The organism is Nocardia sp. NPDC050175, from assembly GCF_044459885.1.
Classification (GTDB): Bacteria; Actinomycetota; Actinomycetes; order Mycobacteriales; family Mycobacteriaceae; genus Nocardia.
Genome location: NZ_JBITJI010000017.1, coordinates 120,565 through 145,463 on the forward strand (window position 1 = coordinate 120,565; position 24,899 = coordinate 145,463).

The 24,899-nt window shown below is 67.3% G+C and carries 24 protein-coding genes and 1 riboswitch; of the genes, 16 read left to right on the forward strand and 8 right to left on the reverse strand.

All coding sequences use genetic code 11. The features are described 5' to 3' along the window. Nucleotides 1–40 precede the first annotated feature (40 nt). From ACIBK2_RS40275 to ACIBK2_RS40310, 8 genes are all read left to right on the forward strand, one after another. Nucleotides 41–1,336, forward strand: coding sequence for a hypothetical protein (locus ACIBK2_RS40275; RefSeq protein ID WP_396975537.1), 1,296 nt, complete (start codon nucleotides 41–43; stop codon nucleotides 1,334–1,336). Between the two features lie 112 nt (nucleotides 1,337–1,448). Next, complete coding sequence (locus ACIBK2_RS40280; protein ID WP_396975539.1) at nucleotides 1,449–4,379, forward strand: Na+/H+ antiporter subunit A; 2,931 nt, start codon at nucleotides 1,449–1,451, stop codon at nucleotides 4,377–4,379. Continuing rightward, nucleotides 4,376–4,759, forward strand: a complete 384-nt coding sequence (locus ACIBK2_RS40285) for a Na(+)/H(+) antiporter subunit C (protein ID WP_396975541.1) — start codon at nucleotides 4,376–4,378, stop codon at nucleotides 4,757–4,759. The genes ACIBK2_RS40280 and ACIBK2_RS40285 overlap by 4 nt, the downstream gene beginning before the upstream one ends. Before the next feature lie 29 nt (nucleotides 4,760–4,788). Beyond that, nucleotides 4,789–6,369, forward strand: coding sequence for a Na+/H+ antiporter subunit D (locus ACIBK2_RS40290; protein ID WP_396975693.1), 1,581 nt, complete (start codon nucleotides 4,789–4,791; stop codon nucleotides 6,367–6,369). Between the two features lie 73 nt (nucleotides 6,370–6,442). Then, entirely contained in the window at nucleotides 6,443–6,988 is a 546-nt protein-coding gene (locus ACIBK2_RS40295) for a Na+/H+ antiporter subunit E (protein ID WP_396975695.1), read from the forward strand. Next, entirely contained in the window at nucleotides 6,985–7,245 is a 261-nt protein-coding gene (locus tag ACIBK2_RS40300) for a monovalent cation/H+ antiporter complex subunit F (protein WP_379284312.1), read from the forward strand. Before ACIBK2_RS40295 ends, ACIBK2_RS40300 begins: the two co-directional genes overlap by 4 nt. Before the next feature lie 46 nt (nucleotides 7,246–7,291). Continuing rightward, entirely contained in the window at nucleotides 7,292–7,624 is a 333-nt protein-coding gene (gene mnhG, locus ACIBK2_RS40305) for a monovalent cation/H(+) antiporter subunit G (protein ID WP_357385131.1), read from the forward strand. 101 nt (nucleotides 7,625–7,725) lie between these two features. Beyond that, nucleotides 7,726–7,854 carry a type II toxin-antitoxin system Phd/YefM family antitoxin gene (locus tag ACIBK2_RS40310; RefSeq protein WP_396975544.1) on the forward strand — a complete coding sequence of 43 codons (129 nt, stop codon included), beginning with the start codon at nucleotides 7,726–7,728 and terminating at the stop codon, nucleotides 7,852–7,854. Between the two features lie 146 nt (nucleotides 7,855–8,000). On the opposite strand, the gene ACIBK2_RS40315 is transcribed toward ACIBK2_RS40310, so the two are convergent. The 5 genes from ACIBK2_RS40315 to ACIBK2_RS40335 all read right to left on the reverse strand — a co-directional run bounded on the left by ACIBK2_RS40315 (nucleotide 8,001) and on the right by ACIBK2_RS40335 (nucleotide 12,386). Then, the gene (locus tag ACIBK2_RS40315; RefSeq protein ID WP_396975697.1) at nucleotides 8,001–9,305 is read right to left on the reverse strand and encodes a DUF5933 domain-containing protein; all 1,305 of its coding nucleotides are present in this window, start codon (nucleotides 9,303–9,305) and stop codon (nucleotides 8,001–8,003) included. A gap of 130 nt (nucleotides 9,306–9,435) precedes the next feature. Further along, a complete protein-coding gene (locus tag ACIBK2_RS40320; RefSeq protein WP_379284310.1) occupies nucleotides 9,436–10,581 on the reverse strand; it encodes a glutamate--cysteine ligase in 1,146 nt (381 codons plus the stop codon). Nucleotides 10,582–10,594: 13 nt separating this feature from the next. After that, nucleotides 10,595–11,281, reverse strand: coding sequence for a superoxide dismutase[Cu-Zn] (gene sodC / locus ACIBK2_RS40325; protein ID WP_396975546.1), 687 nt, complete (start codon nucleotides 11,279–11,281; stop codon nucleotides 10,595–10,597). Between the two features lie 159 nt (nucleotides 11,282–11,440). Further along, a complete protein-coding gene (locus ACIBK2_RS40330; protein ID WP_396975548.1) occupies nucleotides 11,441–12,022 on the reverse strand; it encodes a LytR C-terminal domain-containing protein in 582 nt (193 codons plus the stop codon). A gap of 19 nt (nucleotides 12,023–12,041) precedes the next feature. Next, a complete protein-coding gene (locus tag ACIBK2_RS40335) occupies nucleotides 12,042–12,386 on the reverse strand; it encodes a DUF3263 domain-containing protein (protein WP_357385121.1) in 345 nt (114 codons plus the stop codon). 188 nt (nucleotides 12,387–12,574) lie between these two features. Between ACIBK2_RS40335 and ACIBK2_RS40340 the strand changes: the two genes are divergently transcribed. Genes ACIBK2_RS40340 through ACIBK2_RS40350 form a run of 3 tightly spaced genes read left to right on the forward strand, consistent with a single transcriptional unit; the run spans nucleotide 12,575 to nucleotide 15,008 of the window. Next, nucleotides 12,575–13,165: a peptide deformylase gene (locus ACIBK2_RS40340; protein ID WP_396975551.1), complete on the forward strand. Its 591-nt coding sequence runs from the start codon at nucleotides 12,575–12,577 to the stop codon at nucleotides 13,163–13,165. After that, nucleotides 13,155–14,159: a GNAT family N-acetyltransferase gene (locus tag ACIBK2_RS40345; protein WP_396975553.1), complete on the forward strand. Its 1,005-nt coding sequence runs from the start codon at nucleotides 13,155–13,157 to the stop codon at nucleotides 14,157–14,159. The genes ACIBK2_RS40340 and ACIBK2_RS40345 overlap by 11 nt, the downstream gene beginning before the upstream one ends. Before the next feature lie 33 nt (nucleotides 14,160–14,192). Continuing rightward, nucleotides 14,193–15,008, forward strand: coding sequence for an exodeoxyribonuclease III (locus ACIBK2_RS40350; RefSeq protein WP_396975555.1), 816 nt, complete (start codon nucleotides 14,193–14,195; stop codon nucleotides 15,006–15,008). Here the strand turns inward: ACIBK2_RS40350 and ACIBK2_RS40355 are convergent. Then, a complete protein-coding gene (locus ACIBK2_RS40355) occupies nucleotides 14,998–15,177 on the reverse strand; it encodes a hypothetical protein (RefSeq protein ID WP_396975556.1) in 180 nt (59 codons plus the stop codon). The two genes, ACIBK2_RS40350 and ACIBK2_RS40355, sit on opposite strands and share 11 nt — an antisense overlap. A gap of 172 nt (nucleotides 15,178–15,349) precedes the next feature. Then, nucleotides 15,350–17,272 carry an acyl-CoA dehydrogenase family protein gene (locus tag ACIBK2_RS40360; protein ID WP_396975558.1) on the reverse strand — a complete coding sequence of 641 codons (1,923 nt, stop codon included), beginning with the start codon at nucleotides 17,270–17,272 and terminating at the stop codon, nucleotides 15,350–15,352. 183 nt (nucleotides 17,273–17,455) lie between these two features. Between ACIBK2_RS40360 and ACIBK2_RS40365 the strand changes: the two genes are divergently transcribed. The 3 genes from ACIBK2_RS40365 (at nucleotide 17,456) to fahA (ending at nucleotide 20,758) form a co-directional block, all read left to right on the forward strand. Continuing rightward, a complete protein-coding gene (locus ACIBK2_RS40365; protein WP_396975560.1) occupies nucleotides 17,456–18,082 on the forward strand; it encodes a TetR/AcrR family transcriptional regulator in 627 nt (208 codons plus the stop codon). A gap of 301 nt (nucleotides 18,083–18,383) precedes the next feature. Next, nucleotides 18,384–19,580, forward strand: coding sequence for a homogentisate 1,2-dioxygenase (locus ACIBK2_RS40370; RefSeq protein ID WP_396975562.1), 1,197 nt, complete (start codon nucleotides 18,384–18,386; stop codon nucleotides 19,578–19,580). Then, a complete protein-coding gene (fahA, locus tag ACIBK2_RS40375; protein WP_396975564.1) occupies nucleotides 19,577–20,758 on the forward strand; it encodes a fumarylacetoacetase in 1,182 nt (393 codons plus the stop codon). Before ACIBK2_RS40370 ends, fahA begins: the two co-directional genes overlap by 4 nt. 67 nt (nucleotides 20,759–20,825) lie before the next feature. Here the strand turns inward: fahA and ACIBK2_RS40380 are convergent, their stop codons facing one another. After that, nucleotides 20,826–21,515: a TetR/AcrR family transcriptional regulator gene (locus ACIBK2_RS40380; protein WP_396975566.1), complete on the reverse strand. Its 690-nt coding sequence runs from the start codon at nucleotides 21,513–21,515 to the stop codon at nucleotides 20,826–20,828. Between the two features lie 97 nt (nucleotides 21,516–21,612). On the opposite strand from ACIBK2_RS40380, the gene ACIBK2_RS40385 reads away from it, so the two are divergent. Together ACIBK2_RS40385 and thiC are read left to right on the forward strand one after the other, a co-directional pair. Next, on the forward strand, nucleotides 21,613–23,016 hold the full coding sequence (locus tag ACIBK2_RS40385; protein WP_396975568.1) for a lipase family protein: 1,404 nt from the start codon (nucleotides 21,613–21,615) through the stop codon (nucleotides 23,014–23,016). A gap of 131 nt (nucleotides 23,017–23,147) precedes the next feature. Next, nucleotides 23,148–23,257: riboswitch (TPP riboswitch) on the forward strand. Beyond that, nucleotides 23,249–24,898: a phosphomethylpyrimidine synthase ThiC gene (gene thiC, locus ACIBK2_RS40390; RefSeq protein ID WP_396975570.1), complete on the forward strand. Its 1,650-nt coding sequence runs from the start codon at nucleotides 23,249–23,251 to the stop codon at nucleotides 24,896–24,898. Its footprint overlaps the riboswitch before it by 9 nt. Nucleotide 24,899 lies beyond the last annotated feature (1 nt).

Sequence of the window (24,899 nt, forward strand, 5' to 3'; positions counted from 1 at the left end):
ATCGCAGGTCGCGCGCAGGTATGTTCGGCACGTGCGGCGGATGGGTGATGCGTTCGACGCGGTCACGGCCTTCTTCGGAGCCGCGGTCGCGGGTGTGACGCTGTTCCTGCCGGTCACCTTCTCCTCGATCCGGGAGAGCACGCCGTATCAGATCACCAACCTGTGGGACAGCGTGCCGCGCGGCGCGGCCATCGGCGTGATCGTCGCCGTCGCGGTCGCGGTGCTGGTCGGCACCGCCTTCCGCCCGGCCACCGCGTGGGCGGTCGCCCTGCTCGGCACCATCGCGCAGCTGGCCAATCACGTTGCCGGCCGCCATGTTTCGTCCGCCGACATGCTCACCACACAGAACTACGTGGACGCGGCGTGCGCCGGGATCCTGCTCGGCGGGCTCGGTGTCGCAGCGCTGCGCAAGCCGGTACTGGCCGGCGGCTACGCGCTCGGCTGTGCCGGGTTCTTCGTGTTCAGCGACCTCGCGGACTTCCTCGACATCGAAGACGACCCGTTCGACGTGCTGGAGACGCCACCGAGCTGGCTGATCGGGCTGGCGATGGTGCTGCTGGTCCTCAGCACCCTGCGGAATCGGACCAAGGCGGGCGAGCCCGAGCCCGCGCGGTTGTCCATCGAACTTCCGGTGGCGCCGATCCTCGCGGCCATGGTGCTGGCCCTGGTGATCCTCGCCGTCACCGAATGGCTGCAACGGCAGTACACCAACGCACCCGCGATCAATCACGCGGTCGATATCGGGCTCACCGCCGCCGCCACCGTATTCGCCGCCACCGCGGCGGCCATGCTGCTGCCCGGCCGCGACGGGTACGGCGTCTATCTCGCGGTCAGTTTGACCGCGGCCGCCGACGCCTTCGGCTACGCCGCCCGGCCCGGCTGGAGCGTCTGGGCGTTGCTCGCGCTCACCGCTGTCGGCCTGTTCGCCGGTGCCAGGCGCCCCTCGGTGCCGCTGGCCGTCGCCCTGCTTGCAGGCATCGCCGTCTTCTCGATCAGCACGCCGCCGGAGGCGAACTGGATCCTCTTCTCCCTCGGCAGCGCGGTGCTCGCGGTCACCGCGGGCTACTGCTGCGCCACCGCCCGGCCGCAGTTCGCCCCGAGCGGCGTGCTCGCGCTCGCCGCCCTCTACCTGCCGACGGTCATTTCCGTGCTGCCGGACGACACCAAGAGCTGGCACGTGCCCGACGGCGCGGCGCACGACACCACACCCGGCCGCGCCGCATTGGCGATCGTGCTCGGCAGCGCGGTCGGCCTCGCCGTGCTGCACCACTTCCGGCCGCGCGGCCGACCGCAATCGACCGACCCCACCAGCGACGAAGCGTTAGCGGACATATAGCCCCGGCGGCGCCGTGTACCCGACGCCATACTCGACGAGGACGCGGAAATACCCAGGCTCCACGTAAGATTGTCCCGCACCACCCCGCCGCCCCTACCCGACGGAGTGCAGTTTGCTCGCAATCCTGCTCGCCCTCGCCGCAGCCGCGCTCGTCGCACCGCTGTGGGTAAGGGCACTGGGACGCAACGCTTTCTACGTGCTTGCCCTGGTCCCGCTCGGCGGCCTGGTCTGGGTCGTCGCGAATTGGGGTAGTACACAGCGGGTTCGGCTGGAGTGGGCGCCGAGCATCGAGATGAACATCGATCTGCGGTTCGACTCGCTCGCCGCGATCATGTCGGCGCTGGTCCTCGGCATCGGTGCGCTCGTCCTTTGCTACTGCGCCAGCTACTTCGAGGACGACGAGCCGCGCCTCGGGGTGTTCGCGGCCGAGATGGTCGGCTTCGCCGGAGCCATGTTCGGCCTGGTGACCAGTGACAACATGCTGTTGCTCTTCGTTTTCTGGGAAGTGACGACGGTGCTGTCCTTCCTGCTCGTCGGCCACAATGCCGAGCAGGCGAACAGTCGGCGCGCGGCCATCCAGGCGCTGCTGGTCACCGCCGCGGGCGGGCTGGCGATGCTGGTCGGGCTGATCATCCTCGGCGAGACCAACCACAGCTACCTGCTCTCCGACCTGCTGGCGCAGGCGCATCCGCCGCACGGGCTCGCGGTGAACGTCGCGGTGGTATTGATCCTGATCGGCGCGCTCAGCAAGTCCGCCGTGGTGCCGCTGCACTTCTGGCTGCCCGGCGCGATGGCAGCGCCCACGCCGGTCAGCGCGTATCTGCACGCCGCGGCCATGGTGAAGGCCGGTGTGTACCTGGTGGCGCGGCTGGCGCCGGTGTTCGCGGAGAACCCGGTCTGGCATCCGCTGGTGCTCACCCTGGGCGTGGCGTCGATGCTGCTCGCCGGGTTGCGGTCGCTCGAGGTGGTCGATCTGAAGCTGGTGCTTGCCTTCGGCACGGTGAGCCAGCTCGGCTTCCTGATCGTGCTGGTCGGCATCGGCACGCCGGACGCGGCGCTGGCCGGGGTGGCGATGATCGTGGCGCACGCGATGTTCAAGGCGTGCCTGTTCATGGTCGTCGGGATCATCGATCACGGGGCGGGCACCCGGGATCTGCGTCGGCTCTCGGGGCTCGGCCGCCGCGCCCCGGTGCTGTGCGGCATCGCGATACTCGCCGCGTTGAGCATGGCCGGGATTCCGCCGCTGGTCGGGTTCGTCGGCAAGGAGAGCGCGCTGGGCGCGATCCTGGACGCCGATACCCTCGCCGGGCCCGCGCGGGTGGTGCTTGCGGTCGGTGTGGTGCTCGGGTCGATGCTGACCGTCGGCTACAGCATTCGCTTCGTCTGGGGTGCCTTCGCGGACAAGCCGGGGGTCGCGCGGCCGACGGCACACGGCGCGCACCGGGTGCGCAGAGTGTCCGACTACGCCACCGAAAGCGCCGGGCCGACAGCGGATTCCGGCGATAGCGCGCACAGCGTCGAAGACGGCGGCTGGCACGCGCCGAGTGCGTTGTTCCTGGCCGCGCCCGCGGTGCTCGCGGTGGCGAGCCTGGCCGCGGGTCTGGCGGCACCGGGCACGGATCGCCTGTTGAGTCCTTACGCGGAAACGTTTTCCGAGGATCTGCTGTCCTATCTGTCGCTGTGGCACGGCTTTACCGTCCCGTTGGCGCTGACGGTCGCGATCATCGCGGGCGGCGTCGCGCTGTTCCGGCTGCGTGATCGCCTCCGCGATCCCGCCCGGCCACGGCTCGGCAACGCGGACCGGGCCTACGACGCGGCCTTGCGCGGCATGGATCAGCTGTCGCTGCGGATGACCGGCGCGGTGCAGCGCGGGTCGCTGCCGCTGAGTCAGGCGACGATCCTCGGCACGCTGATCATCCTGCCGACCGTACTGCTCGCCATCGGCACCCGCACCGGAGTGCAACTGCGCCTGTGGGATTCGCCGTTGCAGGCGGTGATCGGCGGGATCCTGATCGCGATGGCGCTCGGCGCGACGGTGCTGCGCAACCGGTTGGCCAGCGTGCTCGTGGTCGGGGTCACCGGTTACGGCTGCGGCGTGATCTTCGCGCTGCACGGCGCGCCCGATCTCGCGCTGACCCAATTCCTGGTCGAGACACTGACTTTGGTCATCTTCGTGCTGGTGCTGCGCGCGTTCCCGGCGGAGATCGAGGCGGGCCGGGCCACGCCGTTCAAGGCGCGCCGGGCGGTGCTGGCCGCGCTGGTCGGCACGGCCGTCACGGTGCTCGGCGCCTTCGCCGTCGCCGCCCGCACCGCCGAACCGATCTGGCACCGAATCCCCGACGCCGCTTACCAATTCGGCGGCGGCAAGAACGCCGTCAACGTACTGCTCGTCGACGTCCGCGCCTGGGACACGCTCGGCGAGATCTCGGTGCTGGTGGTCGCCGCGACCGGTGTCGCCTCGCTGGTGTTCCGCAGCCGCCGCTTCGGCAGCGCCCCGCGGGCCGCCGATTCGCCGAACTACGACCCGGATCTGGTGAGCTGGCTGCCCGCCGGACGGCTGGTCGATCGCGCGGACCGCTCGATGGTCATGCAGATCACCACCCGGCTGGTGTTCCCGACCATCATGGTGCTGTCGGTGTACTTCTTCTTCTCCGGCCACAACGCGCCGGGCGGCGGTTTCGCGGGCGGGCTCACCGCCGGGCTCGCGCTGACGCTGCGCTATCTCGCCGGTGGCCGATACGAACTCGGCGAGGCGCTGCCGGTCGACGCGGGTCATCTGCTCGGGGCCGGACTGGCCTTGGCCGCCGGAACCGCGGTCGGCTCACTGTTTTTCGGCGTGCCCCCGCTGTCCTCGGCGATCTTCGAGGTGACGCTGCCGCTGCTCGGCCACGTCAAGCTGGTGACCGCACTGTTCTTCGATCTCGGCGTCTATCTGATCGTCGTCGGCCTGGTGCTCGACGTGCTGCGCAGTCTCGGCGCGCGACTCGACAGCGAGCTCGCGGTCAGCGAAACCTCCCCGACCGCTGGAGGTTCCGTCAAATGACCGCCAACCTGACGCTGCTGATCGTGATCGGGGTCCTGGTCGCCTGCGGGGTGTATCTGATCCTGGAGCGCGCGGTGTCGAAGATGCTGCTCGGCATGATCCTGTTCGGCAACGCGGTGAACCTGCTGATCATCACCCTCGCGGGCCGGGACGGCCGCGCGCCGATCCAAGGCCAGACCGACACCACGCACCGGGACACGGCCGACCCGCTCGCGCAGGCGATGGTGCTCACCGCGATCGTGATCACCATGGGCCTCGCGGCGTTCGTGCTCGCGCTGGCCTACCGCTCCTACACCATCACCACCACCGACGATGTCGAGAACGACCAGGAAGACGTCGATATCGCCCGCAGGCGCGAGCGAGAGGACCCGGAAGATTGAACCTCTCCCCCGGCCTGCTGCCGATCCTCATGCCGCTACCCGTGCTGGTGCCGCTGCTCGCGGCGGCAGGCACCCTGGTCTTCGGGCGCAGGCCACGGACCCAGCGCACGTTCATGCTCGGTGCGCTCACCGCCGTCGTCGTCATCTGCGGGCTGCTGTTGTATCTGGCCGACCGCGACGGCACCACCGCGCTGCAGGTCGGCAACTGGGAGACACCGATCGGCATCACGCTGGTGGTGGATCGGTTGTCCGCGGGGATGCTGCTGGTCTCCTCGATCGTGCTGCTCGCCGTCGCGATTTATGGTTCGGGACAGAACATCCGCGACGGCGACGAACGGCAGCCGACCTCGATCTACCGGCCCACCTATCTGGTGCTGACCGGCGGTGTCTCGGCCGCGTTCCTGGCCGGTGACCTGTTCAACCTGTTCGTCGGCTTCGAGATCCTGCTCGCCGCGTCGTTCGTGCTGCTCACCGTCGGCGGCACCGAGGAACGGATCCGCGCGGGGGTGTCCTATGTGATGGTCTCGATGCTGGCGTCACTGATCTTCCTGACCGGCATCGGCATGACCTACGCGGCCACCGGCACCTTGAATCTGGCGCAGCTGGCCCAGCGGTTCGGTGCGGTGCCGGAGGGCACCCGCACGGCCATCTACGCGGTGCTGCTGGTGGCGTTCGGCATCAAGGCGGCGGTGTTCCCGCTGTCGAACTGGCTGCCCGACTCCTACCCCACCGCGCCCGCGCCGGTGACCGCGGTGTTCGCCGGCCTGCTCACCAAAGTCGGTGTGTACGCGATCATCCGGACGCACTCGCTGCTGTTCCCCGGCGGTGAGTTCGACTCGATCCTGCTGGTGTGCGGGTTGCTCACCATGCTGGTCGGCATCTTCGGCGCGATCGCGCAGAGCGATATCCGGCGACTGCTGTCGTTCACCCTGGTCAGCCACATCGGGTACATGATTTTCGGGGTCGGGCTGGCCAGCACGGCCGGGCTGTCCGGCGCGGTTTTCTATGTGGCGCACCACATTCTGGTGCAGACGGCACTATTCCTGGTGGTCGGCCTGATCGAGCGGCAGGCGGGCTCGACCTCGCTGCGCAGGCTCGGCGGCCTGGCGACGGCGAGTCCGCTGCTGGCCGTGCTGTTCCTGATTCCCGCGCTGAATCTCGGTGGTATTCCGCCGTTCTCGGGGTTCATCGGCAAGGTCGCGCTGCTGCAGGCGGGTGCGGAGGACGGCAGCGTACTGGCCTGGACGCTGGTGGCGGGGTCGGTGCTCACCAGCCTGCTCACGCTGTACGCCATCGCGCGGGTGTGGAGCAAGGCCTTCTGGCGGCCGCGGGTGGAAGCACCCGAGGGACACCTCACCGCCGCGAAAACTCCATCGCTGATCGAGGATTCGACGGACGTGCTCTACGACGAGCGCACGCACCCCGGCCGGATGCCGCTGTTGATGGTCGGTTCGACGGCGGCGTTGGTCGCGGTCGGGCTCAGCCTGACGGTGCTCGCGGGTCCGATCCTGCGCATCGCCGACCGGGCGGCCGAGGATCTGCGCGATCCCGGCGTGTACATCACTGCGGTACTTGGTAATTCGCCGCCGGAGCCGGGGGCGGGCAAATGAGCGAGCGAATCATGTGCCAGCGCGCATCGCGCATGCCGGAGCCGAGCGCTAGCGAGGTGCAGGCATGAGCGGGGTGAGTCGCGAGACCGTCGTGCGGGTCGGCGTGCTGAGTTGGCTGACCGTTGTCTGGATCGCGCTGTGGGGCGATCTCAGCATCGCTAATGTGCTGGCCGGGCTCGCGGTGGGCGCGCTGATCATGGTGGCGCTGCCGCTGCCACGGGTGCCGGTCAACGGGCGGCTGCATCCGCTGTCGCTGGTCGAATTGATCGTGGTGGCCTCGTATTACGCGATCGAGTCCAGCCTGCAGGTGGCGTGGTTCGCGATCCGGCCCGCGCCGCCGCCGGTCTCCGGGGTGCTGCGCGTCTACTTGAGCACCAAATCCGATCTGGTGCTCGTGCTGTGCACCGACCTGCTCAACCTGATCCCGGGCACCATGGTGCTGGAGATCGATCGGCGGCGCTGCGTCGTCTACGTGCACGTGCTCGACGTGAGCAGCGACGCGGCGGTGGACAAGTTCTACCGGACCACCCGGCGCCTGGAGAAGCTGCTCATCTCGTCGTTCGAGCGCCACTCCGAATGGCGCTCGACCCCGACCAGGCCGCCGGAGGTGGCGCCGTGACTGTTGTCGCCATTATCGCGGGCGTGCTGCTGACGGCCGCCGCCGTGATCACCAGCTATCGCATTCTGGCCGGGCCCAGCACCCTGGACCGAATCGTCGGCATCGACTCGCTGATGGCGATCGCCGCCTCCGGGCTGGCCGTCTGGGCCGCCTACAGCGAGGACACCACGATCATCCCGGCGATCATCGCGCTGGCCCTGGTCGGCTTCCTCGGCTCGGCCGCCGTCACCCGCTTCCGAGTGAAGGACGAACAGTGAACCCAATGCTGCTGAGACGAATGGCATTTCGGGCCGGAGGCAACCGATGACCGTGTGGCAGTGGATCTCCGGCGCACTCATCCTCTTCGGCGCAACCCTGGCCCTGACCGCATCGATCGCGATCGTGCGCTTCCCCGACACCCTCACCCGCATGCACGCCGCCACCAAACCCCAAGTGATCGGCCTGATCCTGGTCCTGGCAGGCGCCGGCATCGAGCTATTCGGCCACGGCAACGTCTGGGCCCTGGTCCTGGTGGGCCTCTTCACCCTGCTCACCGCCCCGGTGGTGGCCCATCTGATCAGCCGCACCGCCTACCGCGAACAAAGCCACCGCGACGGCCTACTGACCGTCAACGAACTCGGCGACAGCATCGACTGAGCTCAGCCATTCGATTTCTACCGAAACCCGAAGATCTATCTCGGTCGTAGCGGACTATGCACTGGGAGCCTGACACTCCGGGAGTGAGGAAGGGATCAGCCATGCGAGTCGTACCCATAACCGAGGCATGCGCCGACTTGACCGCAGTTCTCGACTCTGCGACCGAAGACCTCGAGGAAGTGGTCATTACTCTGACAGGACACGAACCAGCCGTCGTGATCTCTTCGTGAGTATGAGTCCTTGAAGGAACCCTTTACCTGCTCGGCAACCCGGCCAATGCGCTACACCTGGCGCGATCCATCGCATCCCTCGAGACAGCGCGCGACCCTCGGTAACCACAACGGCGTAGACGAATGACACCGCCGCACTGCGAACCTCAGCGCGCGGCGGTCTCCACTTCGCGCTGTGACGCTGTGGTCTGGCGTTGGCCCGCGAACCAGGTGGCGTGGAAGGCGGCGGCCAGGCCTGCGAGTAGGGCTAGGACGATGGTGCCTGCGAGGACTGGGTATTCGGCCATTGAGACCGGTAGGTAGCGGTAGGACAGCAGGAGGATGGCGAGGACTGCGGTGCCGCCTGCGACGAGGCGGATGCGGAACCAGCCCCAGCCGCGTTCGGGATCGCGCAGCGCCGACTCGACGGTCAGGCACAGGACCGCGCCGGCGACGAGGTCGACGCCGTAGTGGTAACCGAAGCCTAGGGTCGCGGTGACCGTGGCCAGCAGCCAGAACGCGCCGCCCCAGCGCACCAGGCTCGGTGCGCGACCGCCGTCGGTGTCGCGGCGGGTGTGCAGGAACACCGACAGTGCCCAGGCCGTGTGCATGGACGGCATGCAGTTGCGCGGCGTCGCCGAGTCGAAGGGCATCGGCATCGGGTTGCGGTCTAGTGGTGGCACCACGCTCGGCCAATAGTTGCCGAGCTGCAGTCCGTGCCCGTCCGCGCCGAAGGCGAACATCGGCCCGACCACCGGGAAGATCACGTAGACGATCGGGCCGACCAGCCCGAGCACCAGGAACGTGCGCACCAGATAGTGGGTCGGCCAGCGGCCGCTGGACACCACCCGGCGCAGCTGCCACACCGCCACCACGATCGCCGCGACCGGCAGCTCGATGTAGACCCAGTGCAGCACCCCGTAGACGACCGGGCCGAGCACGTCGAGCACCCGACCCATCACCCAGGACGGATCGCCCAGCGCGTGATCGGCCAGCAGCACGTATTCGTCGAGCACCGTCGGCCTGCTCATGACCGTCACGTGCAACCACACGTCGCCGACCTTGGTGGCGAGGATGAGCAGCGCACCGAGCGCGGCCGCGTGCAACGCGTTGCGCCGTTCGGTGCCGTCCCAGCGCAGCCAGGCGAACACCGCGAGCCCGGTGAGCACGATCACCGGACCGTTGCCGATCGCGAACGACGCACCGGCCAGCAGCCGGACACCCAACCACACCAGGTCGATGGCCACCGCCGCACTCAGCGCGATGATCCGGCGGCGCGTCGAAATGCCAACCAGCGCAAGGACCAAGCCCGCCCACGGCACCGACATCGACTTGGGCGTGCCGACATAGTCCTGCCATAGGCTGCCGAGCGGGCCCTGGAACCCTTCGCGCATCGCCACGATTTGCAGCACGATCAGCAGTACCGGCACCGCGGCGACGCCCGCCGCGACCCATACCCGGGTCGGCGGCACACGCAACCGAGGAGCGGCACTTCCTACTCTGGGTCCCGGGTCTTCGACAAGCACTCGACCATAGTAAACGGGGGGTGAACGCCATCCCACTGGCCGACTGAACAGTGGGCAACCGAACCCACTGGGCCGACTACTGCTCGAGCTCCTTGACCAGCGCGTCTACCACTGCGACCAAGTCGCCTTGAGCAGCGGCGGCGACTTTTCGCTGCCGCTGGTATGACGCACCTCGCTCCGGGATCTCCGCGACGAACGCCAATTCGTCCGCGCAGCCGAGCCGTTTCGCGGTCGGCTCCAACCGGTTCAGCAGGTCGGTCACGTCGTCGGTGACCAACCGCTCGTTGCTCTTGTCGTCCACGATGACGATCGCGTCCAAGCCGTAGCGGGCGGCACGCCACTTGTTCTCCTGCGCGTGCCACGGCGGCAGCGACGGCAGCGTCTCGCCCTCCTCGAGCCTGCGGTCCAAGTCGACGATCAGGCAGTGGATCAGCGCGGCCATCGCCGCCAGCTCGGCGCGCGTCGACACCCCATCGCACACCCGGACTTCGATCGTCCCCCACTTCGGCGCCGGCCGGATGTCCCAGTGCATCCCGCCGAGCTGCTCGAACACCCCCGTCTTGAACTGGTCGTGCACGAAATGCTCGAACCCCTGCCAGTTTTCGAATTGGAACGGCAGACCGGCCGTGGGTAGCTGCTGGAACATCAACGTCCGGTTGCTGGCGTAACCGGTGTCGGCGCCCGCCCACATCGGCGAGGACGCGGATAGCGACAGCAGATGCGGATAGTGGATCAGCAGCGCGTTCAGGATGGGAAAGACCTTGTCCCGGTGCGAAACTCCGACGTGCACGTGCACGCCCCAGATCATCATCTGCCTGCCCCACCACTGGGTGCGCTCGATCAGCTCGTCGTAATGCTCCGAGCGGGTCAGCTGTTGGGCCGACCACTGGGCGAACGGATGGGTGCCCGCGCAGAACAGGTCGACCCCCAGTGGGTCGGCGGCGCGCCGGACCGCGTCCATGGTGCCGCGCAGATCATCGACCGCCTCGCCGACGGTCTCGTGCACCCCCGTGACGAGCTCGACCGTGTTGCGCAACAACTCCTTGGTCACCTGTGGAGTGCCATCGTGCGCATGCAGATCGCCCAGCGAATCGAACACCGCCGCAGCGGTATTCGATAGATCGCGGCTCACCTTGTCGACGAGTGCGATCTCCCACTCGATGCCTATGGTGGGCCGGGGCGATCCATGGAAGGGAACGTGTTCTCTGCCTGCCCCGGCCATATCGGCTCCTGCGCTACTGGATCACACCGCAGGCAACGCGGCCGCCCGCGTCGCCTGTCGCTAGCGTCGTATCATCCGGGCCGGCAACGCCGTCGGCCCGGAGGTATCGGTTCGGGATGTTGCCGAAGTTGTCGGCGTCGGCGTGGATCATCAACGCCTTGTTCTTCAGGTCGTCGAGCGTCAGCGCGTCGGTGGTGGTGACCAGCTTGGCGGTGCCGTCCGAGCGGACCTCGAGCGAGGTGAGGTCGCCGCTGGCCGGGTGCGTGTTCGCGCTGCCGACCTGCAGATGGCCACCGGCGGAAAGGAAGTCGCCGGCCGGGCCACCGGTCGGCGCGACCGAGTTGGCCTCGCACTTGCCGATCGAGTGCACGTGCAGGCCGTGGAAGCCGGGGCGCAGGCCGTGCGCCTCGACGGTGAACTGCAGGTGGTTGCCGTCCTTGACGATGTTCGCGGTGGCGACCGAGGCGCCCGCGGCGTCCTTCAGGTCGACCTTCACACCCGTGTTCGCGTCGGCACTGCCGGTTTCCTTGCCGGATTCGCTCGCGGGCGGGGCGGCGGCACCGCTCCACACCGGCGGGGTCGTCCCCTGCACATCACTCGACTCCTGGCTGTTGGTGCAGCCTGCGAGGCCGAGGACCGCGATCGCGAGCACCGGGGTCACAGTCCGCCAGGACGGGCGACGAGTTGTGGACGGGGCCATCGGGGAACTCCTTTATGAGTACCGAGTTTACGAAGTTTACGAGTAAAGCTGGGTGGACACGTTCGTTACCGGACAAGATGATGCCACGTCCGCCGTGTCGCGCCGTGACAGGCCCGTTCAGCGGCACGTCGCCAGTTGACGCGGCCAGGTCGCCAGTTGTCAGTTACCCGTCACGATGACGGTTACCCCGGGCGAGGACTCGCCCAATCCGCTCGACTTCGGTTCCGCGGTGATGCCGAGCTGTTGTGCGATGGCTTGGCCCGCCTCTTTGTCGCCCGGCGAATTGCCGTAGTACACCGTGGTTTTCGGGATATTCGCGCCGGGGTAGTTGCCGGTCTCGACGACATTCCAGCCTTCGGCGGTGAGCTGGCCCGCGGTCTTGCCTGCCAGCCCGACGATCATGCTGTTGTTGAGCACGGTCACCGGAACCGCCTTGGCGGCGGCCGTGGTGGTCGCCGGGGTCGTGGTCGTCGGCGTGGTGGTCACCGCGGACGTCGGTGCGACACTCGTGGACGACGCGGCATCGGGGGTCTTCGGGGCCGTCGTGGCCGCGGGCACCTGCGGTACCGGCTTGGCGCTGGTCGAGGTGGCCGACTCCGAGGGTCCGGATCCTGAGCTGTCGGCATCGGACTTCGACAGCGACATCGCCCCAAGGCCACCGAACACGATGGCCAGTGCGATCAACACCATCGCCAACGCTCGCAATGGCGGCCCACCGGAGGTGGGATTCGGGTAGCTCACCTAGTCGAGCCTAGCCCGGTCATACCTGGAATCCGAGCCGTCGCGCGGCCCTGGCCTTTTGCCTGCTCGCCCGCAGCCTGCGCAGCCGCTTGACCAGCATGGGGTCGGCGGCGAGCGCCTCCTGCCGGTCCACCACGGCGTTGAGCACCTGGTAGTACCGGGTGGGCGACATGCCGAACAGCTCCCGGATGGCTTCTTCCTTGGCCCCCGCGTACTTCCACCACTGGCGCTCGAAGGCCAGGATGTCGTGTTCGCGACGGCTCAGGCCGTCGCCGTCGCCGGTCGTTTCCGCTGCCGTGACATCGTCGCTCGCGGAAGGGTCGCCCTGGATCGCGGAAAAGTTCCGTGCCGCTGCGCCGTCCATCTTGCTCCCTCGCCGAGTTACCACCAGACGAAAAATGGTGCTTGTACGTCGCGGATCATTCAACCACGAGAGCGTGGGATCGCCGGGGGTACGGCGCGGCGTGTTCCCTACCTGCCGGTAGGCGTGTCGCGGGAAGGTTGCCGCCCCCGCACGGTCGGCGACCGGGCGGCGCGGCAATAATTGGTCCCATGGCTATCCTCCCGATCGTGATCGTCGGCGACCCGGTTCTGCACAACCCGACCGAGCGGGTCACCCATTCACCGGAGGAATTGGCCGAGCTCATCGCGGATATGTACGACACGCTCGACGCCGCGCACGGTGTCGGCTTGGCCGCCAACCAGGTGGGCGTGCCGCTGCGGCTGTTCGTCTACGACTGCCCCGACGTCCAGCCGGACGGCACCGCGACCAGACGCCGCGGCGCCGTGATCAACCCGGTGTTAGAGACCTCGGCGATCCCGGAGACCATGCCGGACCCGGACGACGACGAAGAGGGCTGCCTGTCGGTGCCCGGCGAGCAGTACCCGACCGGTCGTGCCGAATGGGCCAAGGTCACCGGCACCGATGAGCACGGCAACGCGGTCGAGATCGAGGGCAAGGATTTCTTCGCCCGCATGCTGCAGCACGAGGTCGGGCACCTGGACGGCTTCCTCTACGTGGACGTGCTGATCGGGCGCAATGCCCGCGCGGCGAAGAAGGCGATCAAGCGCAACGGTTGGGGCACACCGGGACTCAGCTGGATTCCCGGGACTGTCGCGGATCCGTTCGGCCATGACGACTGACCCGGATTTTCCAGACATCCCGCTCGGCCGTCGCGTGGTCCTGCGTTATCGGCTGCCAGCCGGTTATCCGCAGCCACTCACCGATGTGATCGGCGAACTGGTGTCGCTGGATCCGCCGACCGTGCGAGGGGCCGACGGGCAGGTCGTTTCGGTGACGCCGGATCGGGTGGTCGCGTTGAAAGCGCTGGGGCCAAGGCCGATTCGCACTCGCGAGATCAGGTCGCTGGAAGCCGCGGCGGCGGATTCCTGGCCCGGCATCGAGCACACTTGGATCGACGGGTGGCTGGTGCGTGCCGGGCACGGGTACACCGGTCGCGCGAATTCCGCTGTGCCGCTGGGTGGTTCCGACGGGCCCGCAGTGGTGACGCCGGAGGCGATCCATCGCATCGGCGAGTGGTACACCGAGCACGGGTTGCCGCTGCTGCTCGCGCTGCCGGATCGACTAGCTCCTATCCCGCCCGGTTGGGACAGCTGGCGCGAGACCATCATGTTGGCCATCGACATCGAGAATTTCGTGCTCCCGCAGGGACCGTCGATGGTGCGCGTCGCCACCACACCGGACGACGCCTGGCTGGAGTTGAACCGCTACGAAGGCGAAGCGCCGACACCACAACGACTTTCGGCGCGGGAGCTGGATGTCGAGGTGTTGACCGCCGTGCGCGACGGCGAGCTCGGGTTCGCCTCGCTCGGCGTGCCGACGCCGATCGCGATCGGTCGCGGAGCGGTAACCACGGCGCCGGACGGGCGGCGGTGGATCGGTCTCACCTGTGTCGCGGTGGGCGCGGAGCATCGCAGGAAGGGGCTCGGTTCGCTGGTATGCGCCGAGCTGATCCGGTGGGGTCACAGTCGTGGTGCGACGCACGCGTACCTTCAGGTCGAGGCCGGAAACAGTGGCGCCCTAGCGCTGTATCGCGAGCTGGGTTTCGTCGAACACCACATGTATCGGTACGCATCCCCGACGAACCATCCCCACCGGTCCGCCGGCCTCCGGTAAAACGGAGTTACATCCCTACGAAGGAAGGCCGCTGTGCGCCTCGCCACCTGGAACGTCAATTCGATCCGCTCCCGGCTCGACCGGGTGGCGGAGTTTCTGGACCGCCAGGACATCGACGTACTGGCGATCCAAGAGACGAAGTGCCGCGACGACCAGTTCCCGTTCGAGCGGTTCGACGAACTCGGTTACGAGGTCGCCCATCTCGGCATCAACCAGTGGAACGGCGTCGCCATCGTCTCCAGGGTCGGCCTGAAGGATGTGGAGTTCGCCTTCCCGAACCAGCCCGGCTTCGACAAGGAGGCCGGTGAATCGCTGATCAGCGCGCCGGTCGTCGAATCGCGCGCGCTCGGTGCCACCTGCGGCGGTGTCCGGGTCTGGAGCCTGTACGTCCCCAACGGCCGCGCGCTCGACGACCCGCACTACACCTACAAGCTGGAATGGCTTGCCGCCCTGCGCGACAACGGCGCCCGCTGGCTCGCCGAGGACCCGCAGGCCAAGATCGCCCTCGTCGGCGACTGGAACATCGCCCCCACCGACGATGACGTCTGGTCCCCCGAGTTCTTCGAAAACAAAACCCACACTTCGCAACTCGAACGCGACGCCTTCCAGTCCTTCCTGGACACCGGCTTCGCCGACGTCATGCGCCCCTTCGCCCCCGGCCCCGGCGTCTACACCTACTGGGACTACACCCAACTCCGCTTCCCCCGCAAAGAGGGCATGCGCATAGATTTCATCCTCGCCTCCCCCGCCCTGGCCACCCACGCAACCGACGCCGTAGTCGACCGCGAAGAACGAAAAGGCAAGGGCGCCAGCGACCACGCCCCCGTAATAGCCGACTTCACCGACTGACTATCAGCCGGTCGGACCCATCCGGCATTGCCTTTGCCCCCAGTTGTCCGTCGATGAACTCGAGCCGCACACCCTCCGCAATATGATCAGCCGCCCGAGCGAGTTCTTCGAACTCCTCGGCAGTCATTAGAGACTCAGCGGCCATAAGAGACTCCTCGACAGCAGTCATAGCAGAAAGATATTGGACCACACCGACAACTACAAGGGATTTTACCTGGCGCGACCGCCAATCTGTCGAGGTCATCACCCATTTCCGTGATCGTCGGCGATTCGGCTGATCGACGCGCCAACGGTGCTCGGGCGCTTCGATCGCGATGGCGGCTGGCCGGATGTTCCCGTTTCTACGAGTTCATTTCGTAGGTGCCTGACAGGGACCTGGCCTCGGTGAAGACCTGGTCGAAGCGGGCTCGGTCGGCTATTGGGCGGCGGATGAGGTCGAGGGACCGGGTTTGCTGGGCTTTGGTGGCGGCCGGTTTAGTGTGCAGGGTTAGGGCGTTTTTGGCGAATTCTCGGACGAAGTTGTCGAAGATTTGGTCGAGGACTGCTGGGCTGGTGCCTTCGATTTCGGCTTGTTCGAGGATGAGTTGGGCGTAGGGGAGGGCGGTGAAGAGTTCGCCCAGGGCGAAGAGGAAGTCGACGTCGCGTTGCTGGGCGGCGGTGGGGGCCGCGGCGGCGAGGAGGGTTTGGAAGGCTAGGGCCTGCTCGAGGAAGACGGCGACGTTCGGGATGTGGGTGAACTTTTCGAAGACTTGGCGCCAGTCGCTGAAGCGGATGCGGCCGAGGCCGCTGCTCGGGCCCTGGCGGAAGAGGAATTCGTCGTCGGCGGTGTCGCGGCGGGTCGGCACGGGAGCGTATGCGGCACCGGCGAATTCGGCGCGCAGCTTCGGCACTGCGGCACCGGCGCGGGGCGCGAGGCGGCGACTCGACCAGCTCAGTGCACCGGAGACCGCGCGCACCGTGCCCTTGGGCGCGGAACCGGCACCGGGCAGGAATTGCAGGGCGGCGAGGCCGGCGTCAGCCGGATGGAACATGTAGTTGGCCATGAACTTCAGTGCCAGGGCCATGTTCACGTGCACGGTGCCCTCGAGCCGGGGCAGGCCGAACAGGCCGAGCATCGCCATCGGGAAGTACATGTCCTTCTCGAAACCGCGGGCGGCGATCACGTCGGCGAGGTCCTCGATGATCCGCTGCCCCTGCCGGGTGACGGTCATCTTCTCGATCGCGTTGAACAGCAGGTAACGCCGGTCGTCGGGCGAGGCGGAACGCATGTAGTCGATGGCCCGCTCGCTGTAGAGCTTCATCGCGATCAACCGCGCGTACGAGTCGGTCATCAGCGACTGCACCTGCGGGAACTCGGTTACCCGGTGCCCGAACAGGATTCGGTTCTCCGCGTGCGTAATGGCCTCGTAGTAGGCATGTTCGCAGGCACCGACGGCACCGAAGCCGAGGTTGAACTTGCCGACGTTGACGGTGTTCATCGCCGCGTGGAAGGCGGCCTCACCGCGGTGCAGGATGTCTTCCTCGGCAACGGGATACCCGTCGAGATCGAAGGCGGCCACGTACATCTGACCGTCGACGACATTGCCGCGCAGGTGGTAGTTCTCGTGCTTGCTGTCCGCGACGAAGAACAGGTAGCCCTCGTAATCCTCTTGCGTCGGTTTGCTTTCCAGCGCCTTGGAGCTGTCGATGATCGGCTTGTCCGAGCGGCGGCCGAACACCGACACCAGCGCGGCCTGATTGCCGTTGCCGATGTAGTGCTTGCCGCCGGTGGCCCGATAGCCGCCGCCCGGCTGCGGCTCGACCGTCATATCGGTCGAGTAGACGTCGGCGCCGTGCTCCTTCTCGGACAGGCCGAAGGCGAAGATCTCGCCGGAGTCCAGCAGCGCGGCGGCGCGCTGCTTGGCCGCAGCGTTGTCGCTCTGCCAGATCGGGCCGAGGCCGAGGATGGTGACCTGCCAGACGTACCAGTACTGCATGGAGTAGAAGCCGAGGATCTTGCTGGTCATCGCGATCCGCGCGGTGTCCCAGCGCTTGTTCGGATCGCCGTTGGCCTCGGCGGCCGGTGTGAGGAAGGTCGCGAAGAGCCCCTCGCGCTTCACGAAATCGAGGAATTCGGCATACCAGACCCGGTCCCGATCCTCCTGCTTGAGCACCGCCTTGCCGCGGCCCTCGAACCAATCGACGGTCGCGCGCAGCAGCCGCCGGGTTTCCGCGTCGAACTCGGCGAACTCGCAGGTCTTCGGGTTGAACAGGGTTTCGGTCATCGCTGACTCCTCGGCCGTGGCATCGCGCTCGCGCCTGCGTGCAGGTCGCTCGACAAGGTCGGTCGGCACCATCCAGCCGACTTCATGCACGACTGTAGCATTAACATTCGCGAATGTAGGAAGTTGATCTACAGGCGCGGGACCAGCGAGAACTCGGCAACCTCCGCTGCTATGTTGGTGCCCATGGGTAGCGATTCGGCCGTGCGGCCGCGGCAGCGAGCGCCGCACCTCGGCCCAGAACGCCGCCGGCCGCAGGTGCTCGACACCGCGCTGGCCATCGCCGTCGAGCACGGCATCGCGGCGATCACCATGGCCGCCATCGCCGAGCGGATGAACGTGACCCGTCCGGTCGTCTACGCCTGCTTCGCCGATCGCGTCGAACTGATCGAGGCGCTCATCCAGCGCGAGGAAAGCTACCTGGTCGACGACCTGCTCGGGGTGATGCGGCGCCGCGACGTCGACGCGGGCGAGACCGTGTTCATCGAAGGCTTCCGGGCGCTGCTGGAGAAGGCCGCCGCCCGGCCAGACGCCTGGCGCCTGCTCTACGGCAATCCCGATCCGGCCGTTGCGGATTCGTTCGGCCGCGGCCGCGCACTCGCCATCGAGCGCTGCAGTGCCCTGCTGCGGCCGACGCTGCGCGCTTGGGGCACTGCGGACGCCGAGCGCAAACTGCCGGTGCTGGTGGAGCTTTGGGTATCGGCAGGTGAAGGTGCGGTGCGCAACCTGCTCTCGGACGAAGGCGCTTGGACACCACAGGATCTCGGCGCCTTCGTCGGTGCCGCCGTGTACCGCGCACTCCGTCACGCCTGAGCTCCGCCGCCCTCCGAATACTCAGGTCGCGTTGACGACCGGCGGGGTAGCAGAGCTGGGCCAGTCCATGCCCGACGAGTTACCCATGTGCTCTCGACATCAGTCGGCCTGTGCGTCAACCACCGTGTTTGACAAATCGTCGGCTACTAACCGAACAGCTAGTCGAAATGCCTCCCGATGCTCCGATGTTCCGGCAGAATTCGCCCTGTCGGGGGTGGATTCCGCCACTGCGCCCGGCCCGCCATCACTACGATGGTGACTTAGTTGAACCAGGCCACAAGCCAGGCAAGGAGGTGCGGTCATGGCGTTCTACCGACAGGTAGGAGCGGTGCCGCCGAAACGGCATACCCAACATCGGGATGAACAGGGCCAGCTCTATTACGAGGAGCTGATGGGCGAGGAGGGCTTCTCCGGCGACTCGTCACTGCTGTACCACCGTGGGCAGCCGCCCGCGATCGTCGACTCGACGGTGTGGGAGCTGCCCGATCAGTCCACCACCCCGAATCATCCACTGCGGCACCGACATCTGCGGCTGCACGAGTTGTTCCCCGGCGACACACCCGCCAGGACCGACGCGGTGACCGGACGGCGCCTGCTGCTCGGCAACGCTGACGTGCGCATCTCCTATGTGGTCGCCAAGGGGGCTTCGCCGCTGTACCGCAACGCGATCGGCGACGAGCTGGTCTACCTGGAATCCGGTGCCGCCGTGCTCGAAACGGTCTTCGGCGCGGTGCCCGCGCGGCAGGGCGATCAGGTACTCATCCCGCGCGCGACCACCCATCGTTGGCTGCCGACCGGTCCGGAACCCTTGCGCGCGTACGTGATCGAGGCCTCCAGCCACATCACCCCGCCGAAGCGGTATCTGTCGAAGTTCGGCCAGCTGCTCGAGCACGCGCCCTACTGCGAGCGCGACCTGCACGGCCCGACCGAGACGCTGACCGCCACCGGCACCGACGTGGAGGTGCTGGTCAAGCACCGGCCAGGCAGCCAGGTCGTCGGCACCAGGCTGCGCTACGCCACCCACCCGTTCGACGTGGTCGGCTGGGACGGTTGCCTGTATCCGATCACGTTCAATATCAGCGACTTCGAACCGATCACCGGCCGTGTCCACCAGCCGCCGCCCGCCCATCAAGCCTTCGAGGGGAACAACTTCGTGGTGTGCAATTTCGTGCCGCGCAAGGTCGACTATCACCCGCTGTCGGTCCCGGTGCCGTATTACCACTCCAACGTGGACTCCGACGAGATCATGTTCTACTGCGGCGGAAACTACGAGGCGCGCAAGGGATCCGGGATCGGACAGGGCTCGGTGTCGGTGCACGCGGGCGGCTACGCGCACGGCCCGCAGCCCGGCGCCTACGAGCGCAGCATCGGGCTCGACTACTTCGACGAACTCGCGGTCATGGTCGACACCTTCCGGCCGCTGGAACTCGGCGAGGGCGCCCTCGCCTGCGAGGACCCGGCCTACGCCTGGACCTGGTCGGGTCGGGGGCCCGCGTGAAAACTCGCGTCGAGGTACCCGCCGATTCGCTGTTCGGCACCGACAACCTGCCCTACGGCGTGTTCGCGCCGGACGGCCAGAACTACCGTGTCGGAACGCGATTGGGCGATTCGGTCATCGATCTCGCTACCGCACTCGGCGATCCGGAATTCGCCGAACCGAGCCTGGCCGCCCTCATGACGCAGGGCCCGCGCCGCTGGCGCGAGGTGCGCGAACGCGTGCGCGAGCTGGTCGACAATGAAATCGACAGCACCGCAATACATCCGCTGCACGAGGTGCGCCTCGGCCTGCCGGTGCCGATCGGCGACTACGTCGACTTCTACGCCAGCCTCGACCACGCGACCAACCTCGGCCGCCTGTTCCGGCCGGACAGCGAACCGCTGCTGCCGAATTGGCGGCACCTGCCGGTCGGCTACCACGGTCGCGCGGGCACCGTGGTGGTGTCCGGCACAGAAGTGATCCGCCCCAACGGTCAGCGCCGAACCGATTCGGGCACACCGGATTTCGGCCCCTCCCGGCGACTGGATATCGAGGCCGAACTCGGCTTCCTGGTCGGTGTCGGTTCCGAGCTCGGCGATCCCGTCGAGACCGGCGAGTTCGCCGAGCGCGTCTTCGGCGTCGTGCTGGTCAACGACTGGTCCGCCCGCGACATCCAGGCCTGGGAGTACCAGCCGCTCGGCCCGTTCCTCGGTAAGTCCTTCGCGACATCGATCGCACCGTGGGTCACGCCGCTGGCCGCGCTGGAACCCGCCCGGGTGCCGACCCAGGAGCAGTCCCCCGAACCCCTGCCCTACCTGCGGGAAAAGGAACCGTGGGGTCTCGACATCGACCTGACGGTGTCCTGGAACGGGGAGGCGGTGTCGCACCCGCCGTTCTCCCGGATGTACTGGTCACCCGCGCAGATGCTGGCCCACCTCACCGCGAACGGCGCCATTACCCGCACCGGCGACCTGTACGCCTCCGGCACCATCTCCGGCCCGGAGCCGGATCAGCGCGGCTCGTTCATCGAACTGTCCTGGGGCGGTAGCGAACCCGTGCTGGTGAACGGCCAGAAGCGCACCTTCCTGGAGGACGGCGACGAGGTGGTCATCACCGCGTCCGCGCCGGGCGCCGATGTGCGGCGCATCGGTCTCGGCGAGGTCAGGGGCCGTATCGCGCCCGCGCGCCCGCGCGGATAAGCAGGACAGCACAACGACGCGAGTCGGGCCGAAAAACTCGGCCCGACTCGCGTCGTTTTTCTATGATCTATTGTCCCGCAACCGCTCCCCGGCCCGCGTAGACCACCGCGATGAACCCGGTCAGGTCCTCGATGAGCAGGTCCTTGCCGTCCGGCGTGCCGCCGTCGTCGTGATGGTGCAGCCAATCCGCGACGAGTTCGAACATGCCGCCGATGGCGGCCAGCGCCAGCGCGAGCCGCGCCCGCTGCACACCGGGATCGCTCGCGGGTTCGCCGGACCACTCCCGGTCCAGGAAGGCGGCCGACCACCGTCGGTTGCTGCGCCGAATCCGCTCCACCGTCGGCGAAATACCGCCCGCCTCACCGAAAGTCACCTTGGCCAAGCGCGGATCGTCGGCGATGGCGTGCACGAAGGCCTCGATCACCGGCGCGGCCCGCTGTGGCCAGGCCAGCTCGGCGGCCGCGACGGCGCCGGTGATCACCCGTTGCTGGATCTGCGCGGTGAGTTGTTCGAGCAGCGCGATGTAGCACGCTTCCTTGCTGTCGAAATGGTCGTAGAACCCTTTGGTTCCGACATAGGCGCGCTGGCAGATCTGCTCGATCGATGTTCCCGAATAGCTGTGCTCGGCAAACAGTTCGGTGGCCGCGTCGAGCAGCTGATTGCGCCGCTGGGCGCTGCGCTGTTCGGCGTCGAGTCCACGGATCCGGCGGCGCGCCGGCCCCTCGGCAGGCCGCGCGGCGGATTTGCTGCGGGTCATACCTCGACCATAGCTCGATGGCGTTTAAAAAGAGTTCTTGTTAGTAACAGGTTCTCGTGCTGTAATCGCTGTCACGTTGATGAGGAAGGACGCATACGTGTCAGTGATCAATGGTGATCCGACCGGCCGCCCGCGGACCGGAAAACGTACGGTGGCCGTGTTGGTGACGATGGCGATCGCCATGGCCACCGTGCTGCTGAACGGCGCGGTCCAGCCCGCGCCCGCCGCCGCAGTGCCACTCCCGCACGAGGACTCGTTCTACCAACCCCCCGAAGGATTCGAAGGTCAAGCACCCGGCGCGATTCTCCGATCGCGCGAGGTGCACCTCGCGGTCCTGACCGCGCTGCCGCTCAATGTGCGTTCCTGGCAGCTGCTCTACCGCACCACCGATCTCAACGAACAGCCCACCGTCGCCGTCACCACGATCATCCTGCCCGCGGGCGCGGATCCGAACCGCTCCCGTCCGCTGGTTTCGCTGCAGTTCTACTACGACAGCGCAAGCAACGACTGCTCACCGTCGTATGTGCTGCAACAGGGTTCGGGCCTGGCCGGGCTGGAGGGCATCCACTCGCAGAGCGAACTGATCGCGATCGCCGGGCTGATCAGCCAGGGCTGGGCGATCTCGGTGCCGGACTACGAGGGCCTCGACGGTCACCTCACGGTCCCGAAGGAACCCGGGTACATGACCCTCGACGGCATCCGCGCCGCCGAAGGTTTCCAGCCGCTCGGCCTGGACGGCACGAACACCCCGGTCGCCCTGTGGGGCTACTCCGGCGGCGGCATGGGCTCCGGCTGGGCCGCCGAGATGCAGCCGACCTACGCACCCGAACTGAACGTCAAGGGCATCGCCCTCGGCGCGCCGACCTCGGATGTGGTGTCGCTGCTGCACGTCAACGGGTCGATGTTCTCGTCGCTGATCGGCATCGGCATCTCCTCGCTGCGCAAGGCCTATCCGAAGTTCAAGGAGGCGGCCGATCGGTACCTGACGCCCGAGGGGCAGGCGCTGATGGACCGGACCGAGCGCACCTGCCTGCCGCGCAACGCGGTCACCCAGATGTTCGTCGACTACGGGCGGCTGCTGACCATTCCGATTCCGGACTTCCTGCAGGTTCCCGAGATCAAGGAGACCTTCGAGCAGACGGTACTCGGCCGCAACATTCCGACCGCGCCGATCTTCCTGTACCAGGGCGTCTTCGACGAGGCGGTGCCGGTGTGGACGAATGACCGGCTGGACCAGCAGTGGTGTGCGGGCGGCGCGTCGGTCATCTACAAGCGCGATCACCTCAGCGAGCATCTGACCCTGCCGTCGCTCGGCATGGCCGACACGCTCAACTGGCTGAAGTCGCGGCTCGCGCCGAACGCACCGGACCAGTTCGGCTGCCGCACCGACAACGTGGTGTCCATGCTGGCCGACTTCAACGCCCTGCTCACGCAGATCGAGATCAACCTGAACGCCACCTTCGGTGCCTTGGGTTTCCCGATCGGCCCCCGCGAGCGCTGATCGCCCGCCCGTTGCCTGACCCTCGACCGGAATGTCCGGTTGGGGGCCAGGCTTTTCGGGTCTGGAGGCGGAGCTCGTCCGATCATGGGGCGACCCACAGGATGTGGCTGTAGTCTCGGCCTGGAAAATTTCACACCGCCAACGGGGGCTCGCACCAGCGGGCTGAGAGGACGGCTAGGGCCGTCGACCGTATGAACCTGACCGGGTAATGCCGGCGTAGGGAGGAACGATCATGGCAACTGCTACGTCCAAAGACGGCTCCGAGATCATCGACACCGTCACCACCGGACCCATCGAAGGCAGTGTCAAGCACTACACCGAGGTTGACGGGCTGCGCATTCCGGTCCGTCGGGTCAATCTGACGAACGGTGAGCATTTCGACGTCTACGACACCTCCGGCCCGTACACCGACGACACAGCCCAGATCGATCTGGAGTCGGGCCTACCGAAATTGCGTGACACCTGGACCAAGCCCGAGGTCGAAGGGCCGCCGACCCAGCTGGCCTGGGCGCGGCAGGGCATCATCACGCCCGAGATGCGCTTCATCGCCGCCCGAGAGGGGGTGACACCTGAGTTGGTGCGCGACGAGGTCGCGCTCGGTCGCGCGGTAATTCCCGCCAACCACAAGCATCCAGAGCTGGAGCCGACCATTATCGGCAAGAAGTTCCTGGTGAAAATCAATGCGAACATCGGCAACTCGGCCGTCTCGTCCTCGATCGCCGAGGAGGTGGAGAAGATGGTGTGGGCGACCCGCTGGGGCGCGGACACCATCATGGACCTGTCCACCGGCAAGAACATCCACGAGACCCGCGAGTGGATCCTGCGCAACTCCCCCGTCCCGGTCGGCACCGTGCCGATCTATCAGGCGCTGGAGAAGGTGAACGGCGATCCGACCCAGCTCACCTGGGAGATCTACCGCGACACCGTGATCGAGCAGTGCGAGCAGGGCGTCGACTACATGACCGTGCACGCGGGCGTGCTGCTGCGCTATGTGCCGCTGACCGCCAAGCGGGTCACCGGCATCGTCTCGCGCGGCGGATCCATCATGGCCGCTTGGTGTTTGGCGCATCACCAGGAATCGTTCCTGTACACCAACTTCGCCGAGCTGTGCGAGATCCTGGCGAAGTACGACGTGACGTTCTCCCTCGGCGACGGTCTGCGGCCCGGCTCCATCGCCGACGCCAACGACGCGGCGCAGTTCGCCGAGCTGCGCACCCTCGGCGAGCTGACGAAGATCGCGAAATCCTTTGGCGTGCAGGTGATGATCGAGGGCCCGGGACACGTGCCGATGCACAAGATCGTGGAGAACGTGCGGCTCGAGGAGGAGCTGTGCGAGGAGGCGCCGTTCTACACCCTCGGCCCGCTCGCCACCGATATCGCGCCCGCGTACGACCACATCACCTCGGCGATCGGCGCCGCGATCATCGCGCAGGCCGGCACGGCCATGCTCTGCTACGTCACCCCGAAGGAACATCTCGGGCTGCCCAATCGGGACGACGTCAAGGTCGGCGTGATCACCTACAAGATCGCCGCGCACGCCGCCGACCTGGCCAAGGGGCACCCGCACGCGCAGGACCGGGACAACGAATTGTCCAAGGCGCGTTTCGAATTCCGCTGGCGCGACCAGTTCGCGCTGTCGCTGGATCCGGACACGGCCAGGGAATACCACGACGAAACCCTGCCCGCCGAGCCCGCCAAGACCGCGCACTTCTGCTCCATGTGCGGGCCGAAGTTCTGCTCGATGCGCATCTCCGCGGACGTGCGCGAGTACGCCGAGCGCAACCAGCTCACCGACGTGGAGGCGATCGAGGCCGGGATGGCGGAGAAGTCCGCCGAGTTCGTCGACAGTGGGAACGCGGTGTACCTGCCGATCGTCACGTAGG

Coding starts and splice junctions, on each gene's coding strand:
- mnhG (WP_357385131.1), top strand. CDS start 7,292: ATGACCGTGTGGCAGTGGATCTCCGGCGCACTCATCCTCTTCGGCGCA.
- ACIBK2_RS40285 (WP_396975541.1), top strand. CDS start 4,376: ATGACCGCCAACCTGACGCTGCTGATCGTGATCGGGGTCCTGGTCGCC.
- thiC (WP_396975570.1), top strand. CDS start 23,249: ATGGCAACTGCTACGTCCAAAGACGGCTCCGAGATCATCGACACCGTC.
- sodC (WP_396975546.1), bottom strand. CDS start 11,281: ATGGCCCCGTCCACAACTCGTCGCCCGTCCTGGCGGACTGTGACCCCG.
- ACIBK2_RS40370 (WP_396975562.1), top strand. CDS start 18,384: ATGGCGTTCTACCGACAGGTAGGAGCGGTGCCGCCGAAACGGCATACC.
- ACIBK2_RS40345 (WP_396975553.1), top strand. CDS start 13,155: ATGACGACTGACCCGGATTTTCCAGACATCCCGCTCGGCCGTCGCGTG.
- ACIBK2_RS40335 (WP_357385121.1), bottom strand. CDS start 12,386: ATGGACGGCGCAGCGGCACGGAACTTTTCCGCGATCCAGGGCGACCCT.
- ACIBK2_RS40340 (WP_396975551.1), top strand. CDS start 12,575: ATGGCTATCCTCCCGATCGTGATCGTCGGCGACCCGGTTCTGCACAAC.
- ACIBK2_RS40355 (WP_396975556.1), bottom strand. CDS start 15,177: ATGACTGCTGTCGAGGAGTCTCTTATGGCCGCTGAGTCTCTAATGACT.
- ACIBK2_RS40310 (WP_396975544.1), top strand. CDS start 7,726: ATGCGAGTCGTACCCATAACCGAGGCATGCGCCGACTTGACCGCAGTT.
- ACIBK2_RS40360 (WP_396975558.1), bottom strand. CDS start 17,272: ATGACCGAAACCCTGTTCAACCCGAAGACCTGCGAGTTCGCCGAGTTC.
- ACIBK2_RS40275 (WP_396975537.1), top strand. CDS start 41: ATGGGTGATGCGTTCGACGCGGTCACGGCCTTCTTCGGAGCCGCGGTC.
- ACIBK2_RS40290 (WP_396975693.1), top strand. CDS start 4,789: ATGCCGCTACCCGTGCTGGTGCCGCTGCTCGCGGCGGCAGGCACCCTG.
- ACIBK2_RS40365 (WP_396975560.1), top strand. CDS start 17,456: ATGGGTAGCGATTCGGCCGTGCGGCCGCGGCAGCGAGCGCCGCACCTC.
- ACIBK2_RS40320 (WP_379284310.1), bottom strand. CDS start 10,581: ATGGCCGGGGCAGGCAGAGAACACGTTCCCTTCCATGGATCGCCCCGG.
- ACIBK2_RS40380 (WP_396975566.1), bottom strand. CDS start 21,515: ATGACCCGCAGCAAATCCGCCGCGCGGCCTGCCGAGGGGCCGGCGCGC.